The following is a 12,391-nucleotide window of genomic DNA, read 5'->3' as shown; positions in this document are numbered from 1 at the left end:
TGATTTTTTGGTGATTTTGATATTTTAGTATGAGTAGATTTAATTCATGATTGATGTGAATTTAATGTGTTGTTTTTTGTTTAGTTATAAAGCATAACGTATAAAATTGCGTTACATGGATTAATTTAAGTCATCAATATATTTATTGTTATCATTGAAGCCTATTATAAAATTAACCTAAAGTATATAGAATGAAGATCATAAGAAAATTGGCTTTAGTCATTATCGGAATTTTCGTTTTAATGTTGTGGAGTGGAATTGTTCGTAATGTGGCTCTTGGTCAACGTGCAGCGGGACCTATAACTGGACCTATCAAAACCTTTTCTGAACTACCGTCGAATATGAAAATGGCCTATAAACACTATTTTCAGGCTCCCGAATATTATTTAAAAACTAGAGCAGAGGATGTAAACGAAATTAATAATCTTACATATGATTTATTTGGGACTTATGCATACAGAGATGGATCTCAGTTTAATATAGAATTGAAAAACTTTAAAAATCAAGATGTTATAAAGAATTGGATTTTACCAATTGAATTTTTAGGGCAACATTATGAGGTAGGGCAAAATGACAGATTGTTGCCATCTAAATTATTACCTAATCGAGGAATAGTCGCTAGTCTTGATGAAAGACCTGGTTTAGTTAGGATAGATTCGACCTCCAAAATTGTATGGTTTAATAATGAGTTCATTTTTCATCATGGTTTAAATTTTGATCATGATGGAAATATTTGGACACCAGGTGTTAAACACGAGGATGGAATAATTATTCCAAATACACTATCAGTGGATGGCTCCAAAATTGACTACAGGGATGATGTAATTCTAAGTATTGATGTTGAGACGGGAAAAACATTATATAGTAAATCACTTACAAGTTTATTTTTAGAAAATGACCTAGAAGAACTTTTGAATAAAGCGAATCATGTGAAAGATCCTTTCCATCTAAACGATGTACAACCAGTTTTAAATGATCATTCAGAATATTTCAAAAAAGGAGATTTATTTTTGAGCTTTAGACATCTCTCCGCTATAATTTTATTTAGGCCATCTACAAATAAGGTTATTAAAGTTTTAGAAGGACCATTCTCATTTCAGCATGATATTGATATCGTCTCTGACAGCACCGTAGCATTGTTTAATAACAATACGGCTTCATGGGATGTTATGTTTAATAAATTTGAATTTAAACCTAGTAATGGGACTATTCAACGAAAAATAAGTCACTCAAATGTACTAATTTATAACTTTGACTCTGATTCTTACAATGCCTTGTATGAAGATCAATTTATTGAGAATGAAATTTTTACAAGCGCGGAAGGATTATATGAATTGTTACCAAACGGGGATCTTTTTATTGAAGAACAAGGACAAGGGGTTTTATGGGTATTGAACAAAAATGGAGTTGTTCTAAAAACTACCCTCAAAAGCGATATTGATGGATATCATTACCTCCCAAATTGGACAACAATTTATACAAATATTAATTTTTAAAATCTACTATTATGCTTAATTATATTGGACCTGGATTAGGACTTGGAACGTTACTAATCATCATTTTTATTTCATTATTAGTTATCTTTTCTTTCGGTGTAGTGTTATGGATACCGATTAAACGGTTCTTTCGAAATTTATTTAAGAAAGGATAATGCTTTATTATTTTATTGCAGGTGTCTCTGGATTAGCCTTGGCGGCATCAATATTGAGTTCAAGAAAAGTTTTCTTTGAACTTCTTGAATCTTCTGTAGCACTCTCAAATGAAGTGCTTTCAAAGGAGGAAGATGTTGTAAAGCAGAAAAAATTAATAGGAGCATTAAAGCGAATTCTTAAGTCACTTTTTAAAACTTTAATTGTATTTTCTTTAATTGCATTAGCAACTCTTGTGCCGTTATTTCTTTACAGCTTAGTTGTTGATGAAAAGTTTGATAGTTTAGACTTTAGTTCTTTATGGTTCATTTTAAGTCTTTCGATTGGAAGTATAATTCCCTTCTTGTTAAAAAAGAAGAAGAGTAGTAATAACTATTCTGAGGCTTCTAAGCTTTTACATAAGCTAATTTTAAATAATTATAACTTATCGAAGCTTTTATTCTCATTTGATAAGAAATTCAAAAAAGGCGAGAGAATTAATAATAGTACTGAATTTGTTATTGTAACTGGTTTGGCACGTGCGGGAACCACGAGTTTAACGGATCAACTTTTTAAAGCAGGTAAATTTAGTTCGTTAGACTATTCCAACATGCCTTTTCTTTTAGCACCAAATCTTTGGAAAAAATTATATAATCCTAAGGAAGCGAATTTAAAAGAACGCAAGCATGGAGACAAAATGATGTTTGGATTAAACACTATTGAGGCTTTAGAAGAATATTTTTTTAAAGTTTTTCTTAATGATAGTTTTATTGGTGAATCTATTTTAACTAAGCACGAGATAAGTGAGGAAATATATCAGAAGTATTTAGAGTATCAATCCTTAATTAGGAAGGATAACACACATTTATATCTTTCTAAGAATAACAATCTAATTCTAAGATATCCTTCGCTTAGATCTTTAAATAAGGATTTTAAAGCCATTTTCTTGTTTAGAAATCCAATTGACCATGCTTATTCTTTGTTAAATCAGCACCTACGATTTAGAGAGTTTCAGCATGATGATGATTTCATAGAAACTTACATGGATTGGCTAGGGCATCATGAATTTGGTTTTAACCAAAAGGTATTTAGTTTTAGTGAAGAGGAGCCTGTTAATATTCAATTGGACCGAGATAAAATGGATTACTGGCTTTCGGTTTGGTTGAATTATTATAAATATCTCCTTACGTTAGATAGCTCTGAGTTTATCTTATTAGATTATGAAGATTATCTATTATATCCAGAAAAAGTACTTGGGTATCTGCAGCAAGAATTGAAAATGGGATTTGATTTATCTAATATTAAACCTTTCAATAATAACAAAACAATAGACACTTCGGATTGTAGTGAAAAAATATTAAAATCTGCGGATGAGATTTATCAAAAATTAAGAATAAAAAAAGTGTCCTTTTAAAGGACACTTTTTTTATTCTTATATTATTTATTTACTCTACCGTAACAGATTTCGCTAGGTTTCTTGGTTGATCCACATTTTTATTTAACATTACAGCAATATGATAAGATAAAAGCTGTAACGGTATAGTTGTTAAAAGTGGTGTAAGACATTCTATAGTCTCTGGCACCTCAATAACATGATCGGCCAACTCTTTTACGCTTTTATCACCTTTAGTTACAATTCCAATAATTTTACCTTTTCGAGATTTTATTTCTTGGATATTACTCACAACTTTTTCGTAATGCCCTTTCTTAGTAGCAATAACTACAACTGGCATTTGCTCGTCAATTAATGCAATTGGTCCATGCTTCATCTCTGCAGCTGGATACCCTTCAGCATGTATATATGAAATTTCCTTAAGTTTTAAAGCCCCTTCTAAGGCAACTGGGAAATTATAGCCTCTTCCTAAATAAAGGAAGTTCTTTGCATCTTTATAGATATCACTTATGGTTTGTACATAAGCATCAGATTTCAACGCTTCTTCCACCTTACTAGGAATAGTTTCTAATTCAATAAGGTGATGTCTAAATTCTGAACTAGTTATTGTTCCTTTAGCTCTAGCTAAACGCAATGCCATTAATGTCAATACAGTTATCTGAGTTGTAAATGCTTTTGTAGAGGCAACTCCAATTTCAGGTCCTGCATGTGTATAGGCACCTGCATTGGTCTCTCTCGCAATTGATGAACCTACAACGTTACACACTCCAAAAACAAAGGCCCCTTTTGATTTGGCTAACTTAATTGCCGCTAATGTATCTGCAGTTTCTCCAGATTGCGAAATAGCTATGACCACATCTTTTTCGGTAATGACAGGATTTCTGTATCTAAATTCAGAAGCATATTCTACCTCTACAGGAATTCTCGCTAAATCTTCAAAGATGTATTCTGCTACCAAACCAGCATGCCAAGACGTACCACACGCTACAATGATAATTCGGTCAGCAGCCAAAAACTTTTTCATGTTGTCTTCAACACCTGCCATTTTAATGATAGCTTCATTCGTAAGAAGTCGTCCTCTAAACGTATCTAATATAGCACTTGGCTGTTCATATATTTCTTTTAACATGAAATGCTCATAACCTCCCTTTTCAATCTGTTCTAGGTTGAGCTGTAATTCTTGCATATAAGGATCTACAAGTGCGTCATCTTTAATCTTTCTAACTTTTACTCCTTTATTTCTACGAATAATAGCCATTTCCTCATCTTCAAGATAAATGGCATTCTTTGTATATTCAATAAATGGAGAAGCATCACTTGCAATAAAAAATTCATCTTCACCAATTCCTATTGCCAATGGGCTACCAAGTCTTGCAACCACAATCTCATTTGGCTTGTTTTTATCAAAGACTGCAATTGCATAAGCACCAATCACTTGGTTTAAAGCAATTTGCACTGCTTTTCCAAGTTTGATATTTTCATTCTTCTTTACATCCTCTATAAGATTTACAAGTACTTCAGTATCTGTATCAGACTTAAAAATGTATCCACGCTTTATAAGCTCTTTCTTTAAGGCATCATAATTCTCAATTATTCCATTATGAATGATTACTAGGTCACCTGAGTTTGAATAATGAGGATGAGAATTGACGTCATTTGGAACACCGTGTGTAGCCCATCGGGTGTGACCAATTCCTAAAGATCCGTTTACTGAAATTTCGTCTTCTAATTTATTTTTTAGATCAGAAACTTTTCCTTTTGTCTTAGATAGTTTAATGTTTTTCCCGTCATATAATGCTATACCAGCACTATCATATCCGCGGTACTCAAGCCGCTGAAGTCCTTTAATTACGATTGGATAGGCATCTCTATGGCCAATATATCCAACAATTCCACACATAGGTTATCGATTTAGTTATTTGGTTCAGTGTAATATATTTCTAAATACACTTTTTTGGTTTCATCTTCAGTATTATTACCATGTAAAACCGTACCTCGTGGGCTTAACGACGAACTTAATGGAGAAGTTAAATTATCTTCTGAAGAAATTATCTCCCTTTGTGGGAAGGTTTCTTCTAAATTAACGTTTAAAGAAACAGCTAATCCTAAATCAACGTTAGTTGAATCTCTTAAGAGCAAATTATTAATATGCTCTGTAATTTCAAGCTTATATTTAATTCCTTCGCCATCAGGCTCATCATCAACACGTTGCAACGGACCTAAATGGTTTAATACTGAAATCGAAGGTATTGAATTTACAACTCCGTCTAAAAAATAATCTACTAAAGGTAATTTATTCTCTATATCATACAAATAAAGTCGGTTTGGTTCACCACCATTCACAATATCTTGATCTACGTAAAAAACTAAATTAGCTTCATTTACTAATCGCTTAGAACGGACAAAATTTCCACTTTCATCTGTTTCAACAAAATCATTTTTCCAGGCTTCAAATGCATTTAAAGTAGTTTCATCGTCATCAACATCTGTACCATTAAAGAATCTAATTTTTGCGATTGAACCTTCTCCTCCTTTCAAAAATATTCGGCTATCACCATCAACATCGTCACCGTCAGTGATCGGTGGGTTAAACTCATTTTCGGAAAAATTAATAAAGTTAGGGCCAAACGTAATTTGAAAAGTATCTTGTTCTGTAGTTTCTTCATCTTCATCCTCGCTATCATCATCACTATCATCACTTGCAACATCGCGCGTGTAGTGCAGTGTAATGTTATTTGTGGAAAATCCTATACTTAATAACAAAAAGCTACCATCACCATTAACAGGTTCAGCTTTAAAATATAGTCCTCTAAAGTATTCGGCAAAATTATTCTGACTACTCAAAACAGTTTCACCTTCTTGATCAATTATTTTTTGTTGCCAATAATCCGGCTTCAACATTAAACGCAATCCAGGTGCTAAAGTCTGGACAACCTGTGGATCTTCATCTTCATCCTCATCAGTATCTGGAGATGTTAATATGATGGCCTCATTAGAAATAGTTACAATGTTTTCTGTATTAACACTACCATCTTCATTTAAGTATTCAATTGGAGTGCCTTCTAATAACATATCAGAAATTGGAGATCCATCAGACCTTGTTTTATTTGAGAAGTATGTTTCGTTTTCGTTAAAATCACCATCTGGCACAAAATCACGGATAAAATAATTATTTTCAAAAATACTCAGTTTAAATGGCTGATCTCCAAATACAGAATCGAGAGTGTATATCGGATCACCCTCATCATCTTGATCTGTAATTCTAGAAAAAAACGGGATGTATAATGCAACTGAATCTAACACGACATTTTCACCAAAAGAAGGGTCAAAGGACGAAATTGATACTTGCGACACAAAACTTGCTGTTGTTCTACCAAAAGAATCATCGTATATACCAAGACCATTCAAGGATAGACCATCGGATTGATATGGTCCTAAAGTTTTAGTCCATGTAGTAATTTCAAAACTATCTCTTTTAATATCAAAATCGGTCGCTATGTCTGGATTAAGAACATCCGATTCGATAGTAGAGAAGTCTTTATCACAAGCAATGAATAAAGTGAAAATAACACTTAGTGCAAATAAATGAAGGGCAATTTTATTTCTTTTCATAAGTAATGTTAACTGTTAAGAACAGTATTTGTGTAGAATTCAGTGTAAGGATCTGCGAATTCTTCAATTGAATAATAGTCTAATACTGGTTTTTCAGTACTACTTAAATAAGTATTCAATTCCTCCGGTAATTCTTCCGATCCGCGTATCACCGCGTCTGAGTTGTCAATGGCAATTTTCATTAAATTGACATAATCAGGCTCAGTTAGAGGGCTAATAACACTATCCTCTAATCCATCGAACTTTACTTTATTAATCATTTCTTTATTTAACGTACCTTCAAAACTTTGATTGTACACCGAAGTAACAATTTTACTTTCAGTAAACAATGGTTCAGTCTTATAAAATTCTCTTAAATAAAGTGGTAGAAGAGAAGCCAGCCATCCATTAACATGAATAATATCTGGTGCCCAATTCAATTTTTTAACGGTTTCAATTACTCCTTTTGCAAAAAAGATAGCACGCTCATCATTATCTGGGAACAAATTCCCTTCCTCATCTGTAAGTGTTGCTTTTCTTTTAAAATACTCTTCGTTATCTATAAAATAGACCTGAATACGCTCCTTAGGTATCGAGGCCACTTTAATAATAAGTGGCATGTCTAGGTCATTAATTACTAAATTAATACCTGACAACCTGATGACTTCATGCAACTGATGTCTCCTTTCGTTGATATTACCAAATCTTGGCATAAATATTCGTATTTGTCCCCCTTGTTTATTTACCATTCTAGGAGCTTCAAAAGACATTGAAGAAATTTCAGTTTCTGGCAAATATGGAACTACTTCCGAAGACACATACAATATTCGTTTATCCTTCATAAATCAGTTACTTTTAGTATTTAAAATAAAAAACATGCAAAATTACAAAAATTTGTGCAGATTGCCAGTAAAATATTAAGTTTGCAGGCATTAAAATTTTCGAAGCACATTGAAAGTTTACCATAAAAAAGCAGAGCTGAGTGGCTACCTCAATGAACATTTAAAGGGAGCAAAAGAACTAGGATTAGTGCCAACTATGGGTGCTTTGCACAAAGGTCACCTGTCACTGATTGAAACCGCACTTAAAAATAATGACATTGTAGTGGTATCTATATTTGTTAATCCCACTCAATTTGATAATCAAGACGATTTAACCAAGTATCCAAGAACACTTAAAACAGATATTGATTTACTAAAAAGTCTAAATTCTGATGCCATAATAATATATGCACCGGCTGTAGAGGATGTCTATGGTGAAGATATTAATGCAGAGACCTTTTCTTTTGATGGACTGGAATTTGAAATGGAAGGTGCTTTTAGAAAAGGACATTTTGACGGTGTTGGCACAATTGTAAAAAGATTATTTGAGATTGTTAAACCCAGCAATGCCTATTTTGGAGAAAAAGATTTTCAGCAACTTCAGATTATTAAGAAGCTGGTTGCTTTGCATCAGCTTCCTGTAAAAGTCATTGGATGTAGTATATATCGCTCTGACGATGGTCTAGCTTTAAGTTCTAGAAATGCGAGGCTGACAAAAGCGCATAGGGAAATAGCACCATTTATTTATAAAACTTTAAAATCGGCTAAATCAATGTTTGGCACAAAAAGTGCTAAACAAGTTACGGAATGGGTCGAAAAACAGTTTAAAAAGCAACCATTATTGGAGCTTGAATATTTTACCATTGCTGACGTTTTAACCCTAAAGCCAATTAAGAGAAAGTCTACGAAGAAAACATACAGAGGCTTTATTGCTGTGTATGCAGGTGATATAAGATTAATAGATAATATCGCATTAAATTAATTACTTTTGCCAAATGCAAATTCAAGTTGTAAAATCTAAAATTCATCGTGTAAAATGTACAGGTGCTGACCTTAACTATATAGGTAGTATTACCATAGATGAAGATTTAATGGAGGCGGCCAATATTATACAAGGAGAAAAAGTTCAGATTGTAAATAACAATAACGGTGAACGCCTTGAGACTTATTGTATTCCAGGGCCAAGGAACACAGGTGAAATCACCTTAAATGGTGCAGCGGCACGAAAGGTGGCAGTAGGTGATATTTTGATTCTTATTACCTATGCTTTTATGGACATTGAAAAGGCAAAAAATTTTAAGCCTTCCTTGGTATTCCCAGATGAAGAAACGAATCTTCTAAAGTAAACATTTTTGAATAGTGTGAAATCCATTCTCAAAATTGTATTACCATTATTAATTGGGGCAATTTTTGTATGGTACTCACTATCTCAAATTTCTGTTCCAACACTTCTTCAATATTTTAAGGAGGCAAACTATTTTTGGATTATACTAGGTGTAGTACTAGGTGTTATTAGTCATACGTCGCGAGCTTATCGATGGCTTTTAATGTGCGAACCTTTAGGCTACAAACCTAAGTTAGCAAATAGCTTTATGGCTGTTTTTTCAGCATATCTAATTAATTTCACAATACCTCGCGCAGGCGAAATTGCTAGGGCTTCTATAATAACTAATTATGAGAAAATCCCATTTGAAAAAGGATTTGGAACTATTGTAGCAGAACGTGTCGCAGATACTATAATGCTACTGCTTATTATAATTGTAGCACTTTTTCTAGAATTCAACTTCATTTACGACTTCTTAGTTCAGAAATTTAATGCGGTAATATTGATTATAGCCAGCATGGGAATCTTCTTTTTAGTGGCTATATTCTATTTATTTGTAAAACGCAGTTCATCTGTCATTGCTATTAAAATCAAGAAGTTTATAAATGGTTTGGTGGAAGGTGCGTTGTCCATTTTTAAAATGAAACATAAGTGGTCTTTTATTTTTCATACCGTATTTATTTGGATTATGTATCTCTTAATGTTTTATGTTACCACGTTCGCTATATCTGACCTTATCAATATTTCATTGGCACCTATTCTTATTGGTTTCATCTTGGCAAGCTTTAGCATAGCAGCCACGAATGGTGGTATTGGATCTTTTCCCGAAGCAATTGTAATAGCATTAGTATTATTTAATTTACCGGAGGATCCTAGTAGGGCTTTTGGTTGGATCATGTGGACATCTCAGACACTTATGATTGTTATCATTGGAGGACTTTCGATCCTGTATTTACCAATTTATAACAGGAACAAATAAGCTATTTAGAAATATTTTTTACCTTGCTTAGACTATTATTTTAAGCTTTAGATGAATAAATATTATACCTTTTTAATTGTACTCCTTTTTTCATTTGGTTTAGGCGCTCAGGCCATTTACAAGACCATTGAATCTGAAAAACTTCAGGAATCCAGAGAGTTAAAAATTCAATTACCACGTAATTATGACCCAGAAAACAAGCGAACTTATCCACTTGTGGTCGTCTTGGATGGCGACTATCTTTTTGAGCCTGTGGCTGGTAATATAGATTATCAAGCTTATTGGGAAGATATTCCGGATTGTATCGTAGTGGGTATAAATCAATCAAATACAAGAGAGGATGATTTTTACTATGATGAAGATAGTTTTTTACCGGTTGAGGATGGTGCAGCTTTTTATGAATTTTTGGCTTCGGAGCTCATCCAATTTATCGAAAAAGAATATAATACCTCTAATTTTAGAATAATTATAGGGCATGATTTAAGCGCTAATTTTTTAAACTACTTTTTATTTAAGGACAAACCACTATTTAGATCATACGTAGCACTTAGTCCTGATCTTGCACCAGAGATGACAACAAGACTTAACGATCGCCTAACAGATATTGAACAGAAAACATTCTATTATCTGGCAACAGCTGATGCTGATATAAGCTTTTTGAAACAATCAATTAATGAAAGCGATTCTAAGTTAAAGTTGATTACTAATGAAAATCTCAGTTATAACTTCGATAGTTTTGAAGATGCGAATCATTACTCATTAGTAGGAAGAGGTATTCCCAAAGCGCTTAATCATATATTCTCACTATACAAACCAATAAACGGTAAAGAATATAAGGAGAAGATTATACCGTATGAGGGGTCACCTTATGAGTATCTGGTTAAAAAATATGAGGATATTGAATTCTTTTATGGCTTTGAAAAGAAGTTAATTGAAAATGATATTAGAGCAATTGCTGCTGCTTGTAATAAGCGTGATGATCTTGAATCACTTGATAACCTTGCTAAATTGGTGAAAAAAGAATTTCCAAATTCAATGCTCAGTGCTTATTATATGGGAATGGTTAATGAAAAAGAAGGTAATTATAAAAAGGCATTATTAAGATATAAGGCTGGATTATTAATGGAGCCATCTCAATATATTGACAAGGAAATTATGCTAGAGAAAATGTATGAAGCGCAAGACGCTTTAAAAAAGTAGTGTATTTCATCGAAAAAAATTTACAACTTACCGATAAATTAGTATGTTTGGTAGACCAAAGCTAAACCTACTTAATTAAATGAAGAAGACTACTTTTATAGTATTATTCTCTATTCTATTTTATCAATTATCTGCCCAAATCATTTATGATGAAATAGCGTCGTCTAAATTAAATTCGATACGAGAATTAAAAATTAAACTACCCAAGGGATACAGTCCAGAGTCAGAACAAGTTTATCCATTAATTATAGTTTTTGATGGTGATTATCTTTTTGAACCAGTTGTGGGTCAGTTAGAATTTCAAACCTATTTTGATGATATGCCTAGTTCTATCGTTGTTGGTGTTGTCCAAGCAGATGAAAGAAATTTTGATGGTTATTGCGATGAGGTCAGTGGATTGCCCAAAGAATCTGGTCTGAGATTTCATGATTTTGTGTTGGAGGAATTATTACCCTATCTCGATACTAAATACAATACAAGTAAATTTAAAGTAGCCGTTGGCCACGATTTAATGGGGAATTTTATTAATTCATTTCTTTTTAAGGAGAATCCTCCATTTAATGCTTACGTATGTTTGAGTCCTGATTTACAAGGAACAGTTAGAAGTTATTTAGGAGAACGTTTGGAGTTTTTTGACAATGATATATTTTATTATATGGCCACGGCAGATAAAGACTTGCCCTATATAAGAAAGGTTGTTCTTAATGCAGACGCTGACATTTCAAAGGTTCAAAATTCTAACTTAACATACTATTTTGATGATTTTGACGGTGATTCACATTACACACTTGTAACGAGTGCAATCGCGAGATCTTTTGATAAAATCTTCGAAATTTATAAGCCTTTGAGAGAAAAAGAATTAAATGAAAAAGTATTCCCGTATGAAGGTACTTTAGATGTTTACCTTGTTGACAGATATAAAAAGATAGAAAAGTTATTTGGGGTAAAGAAGGAAATTACGGAAGAAGAATTCAAGAAGGTTGTTGAAATAGCTGATAAGCGTGATGATATTGAATCATTAGAGAAAATTGGGAAATTAGCGAAAAAATTAACTCCAGAATCACTTCTGGGTACATATTACTTGGCCCAATATGCAGAGAAAATAGGCAAAACAAAAAAGGCAAAAAAGTTGTATGAATCTGCGCTCACACTTAACGATGTAAGCCATATTAATAGAGACTTTATTTTTTCAAAAATTGATGAATTAACTGTTGTTGACACTGACAATGATGACGAAAAGGAAGGAGGAGAAGATGAAGACAACTAGAAAGCGAACTCCTTCAACAGATTATTTTTTTGAAGCATTATTTATAAAAATTAAAGACGTTTTAGGTTCTAAAACGGCTTCCAAATGGACGGCTATAAAATTGCTCACTTTCCTCAATTGGTTTAAAGACATAAATTAAAATTGTTTTATTTTAGCTTTCCTTTTAAAGGCAATGGTCTTTCTTTAAT

Annotated in this window: 11 protein-coding genes; 8 read left to right on the top strand and 3 right to left on the bottom strand. The window is 32.7% G+C overall.

Annotation, left to right across the window (positions count from 1 at the left end; genetic code table 11):
* Positions 1–191: 191 nt before the first annotated feature.
* Together ACRHOC_RS02220 and ACRHOC_RS02215 are read left to right on the top strand one after the other, a co-directional pair.
* Positions 192–1,496 carry an arylsulfotransferase family protein gene (locus ACRHOC_RS02220; RefSeq protein WP_431156876.1) on the top strand — a complete coding sequence of 435 codons (1,305 nt, stop codon included), beginning with the start codon at positions 192–194 and terminating at the stop codon, positions 1,494–1,496.
* Positions 1,497–1,650: 154 nt separating this feature from the next.
* A complete protein-coding gene (locus ACRHOC_RS02215; protein ID WP_431156875.1) occupies positions 1,651–3,042 on the top strand; it encodes a sulfotransferase domain-containing protein in 1,392 nt (463 codons plus the stop codon).
* A gap of 31 nt (positions 3,043–3,073) precedes the next feature.
* Here ACRHOC_RS02215 and glmS read toward each other — a convergent pair whose 3' ends face one another.
* From glmS to ACRHOC_RS02200, 3 genes are read right to left on the bottom strand one after another with little or no spacing between them, the layout of a single operon-like run.
* The gene (gene glmS, locus ACRHOC_RS02210) at positions 3,074–4,921 is read right to left on the bottom strand and encodes a glutamine--fructose-6-phosphate transaminase (isomerizing) (RefSeq protein ID WP_431156874.1); all 1,848 of its coding nucleotides are present in this window, start codon (positions 4,919–4,921) and stop codon (positions 3,074–3,076) included.
* A gap of 11 nt (positions 4,922–4,932) precedes the next feature.
* Complete coding sequence (locus ACRHOC_RS02205; RefSeq protein ID WP_431156873.1) at positions 4,933–6,633, bottom strand: DUF4270 domain-containing protein; 1,701 nt, start codon at positions 6,631–6,633, stop codon at positions 4,933–4,935.
* Positions 6,634–6,641: 8 nt separating this feature from the next.
* The gene (locus tag ACRHOC_RS02200) at positions 6,642–7,454 is read right to left on the bottom strand and encodes a glycogen/starch synthase (RefSeq protein WP_431156872.1); all 813 of its coding nucleotides are present in this window, start codon (positions 7,452–7,454) and stop codon (positions 6,642–6,644) included.
* A 109-nt stretch (positions 7,455–7,563) separates the two neighbouring features.
* On the opposite strand from ACRHOC_RS02200, the gene panC reads away from it, so the two are divergent.
* The 6 genes from panC to ACRHOC_RS02170 all read left to right on the top strand — a co-directional run bounded on the left by panC (position 7,564) and on the right by ACRHOC_RS02170 (position 12,342).
* The gene (gene panC / locus ACRHOC_RS02195; protein WP_431156871.1) at positions 7,564–8,415 is read left to right on the top strand and encodes a pantoate--beta-alanine ligase; all 852 of its coding nucleotides are present in this window, start codon (positions 7,564–7,566) and stop codon (positions 8,413–8,415) included.
* A 13-nt stretch (positions 8,416–8,428) separates the two neighbouring features.
* Positions 8,429–8,779: an aspartate 1-decarboxylase gene (gene panD, locus ACRHOC_RS02190; RefSeq protein ID WP_431156870.1), complete on the top strand. Its 351-nt coding sequence runs from the start codon at positions 8,429–8,431 to the stop codon at positions 8,777–8,779.
* A 6-nt stretch (positions 8,780–8,785) separates the two neighbouring features.
* Entirely contained in the window at positions 8,786–9,736 is a 951-nt protein-coding gene (locus ACRHOC_RS02185; protein ID WP_431156869.1) for a lysylphosphatidylglycerol synthase transmembrane domain-containing protein, read from the top strand.
* Between the two features lie 51 nt (positions 9,737–9,787).
* On the top strand, positions 9,788–10,936 hold the full coding sequence (locus tag ACRHOC_RS02180) for an alpha/beta hydrolase (RefSeq protein ID WP_431156868.1): 1,149 nt from the start codon (positions 9,788–9,790) through the stop codon (positions 10,934–10,936).
* A gap of 79 nt (positions 10,937–11,015) precedes the next feature.
* Positions 11,016–12,203: an alpha/beta hydrolase gene (locus tag ACRHOC_RS02175; RefSeq protein ID WP_431156867.1), complete on the top strand. Its 1,188-nt coding sequence runs from the start codon at positions 11,016–11,018 to the stop codon at positions 12,201–12,203.
* Positions 12,190–12,342, top strand: a complete 153-nt coding sequence (locus ACRHOC_RS02170; protein WP_431156866.1) for a hypothetical protein — start codon at positions 12,190–12,192, stop codon at positions 12,340–12,342. The genes ACRHOC_RS02175 and ACRHOC_RS02170 overlap by 14 nt, the downstream gene beginning before the upstream one ends.
* Positions 12,343–12,391: the final 49 nt, after the last annotated feature.

Origin of the sequence: Winogradskyella poriferorum (assembly GCF_050618035.1) — a bacterium.
GTDB classification, from domain to species: domain Bacteria; phylum Bacteroidota; class Bacteroidia; order Flavobacteriales; family Flavobacteriaceae; genus Winogradskyella; species Winogradskyella poriferorum_A.
The sequence above is the reverse complement of the archived record's forward strand: the minus strand, read 5'-3'. Positions and strand labels throughout refer to the sequence as shown.

Excerpts from the sequence above, each read along its gene's own strand:
- ACRHOC_RS02180 (WP_431156868.1), top strand. The coding sequence starts at position 9,788 with ATGAATAAATATTATACCTTTTTAATTGTACTCCTTTTTTCATTTGGT.
- ACRHOC_RS02215 (WP_431156875.1), top strand. The coding sequence starts at position 1,651 with ATGCTTTATTATTTTATTGCAGGTGTCTCTGGATTAGCCTTGGCGGCA.
- panD (WP_431156870.1), top strand. The coding sequence starts at position 8,429 with ATGCAAATTCAAGTTGTAAAATCTAAAATTCATCGTGTAAAATGTACA.
- ACRHOC_RS02170 (WP_431156866.1), top strand. The coding sequence starts at position 12,190 with ATGAAGACAACTAGAAAGCGAACTCCTTCAACAGATTATTTTTTTGAA.
- ACRHOC_RS02175 (WP_431156867.1), top strand. The coding sequence starts at position 11,016 with ATGAAGAAGACTACTTTTATAGTATTATTCTCTATTCTATTTTATCAA.
- ACRHOC_RS02205 (WP_431156873.1), bottom strand. The coding sequence starts at position 6,633 with ATGAAAAGAAATAAAATTGCCCTTCATTTATTTGCACTAAGTGTTATT.
- ACRHOC_RS02200 (WP_431156872.1), bottom strand. The coding sequence starts at position 7,454 with ATGAAGGATAAACGAATATTGTATGTGTCTTCGGAAGTAGTTCCATAT.
- glmS (WP_431156874.1), bottom strand. The coding sequence starts at position 4,921 with ATGTGTGGAATTGTTGGATATATTGGCCATAGAGATGCCTATCCAATC.
- ACRHOC_RS02220 (WP_431156876.1), top strand. The coding sequence starts at position 192 with ATGAAGATCATAAGAAAATTGGCTTTAGTCATTATCGGAATTTTCGTT.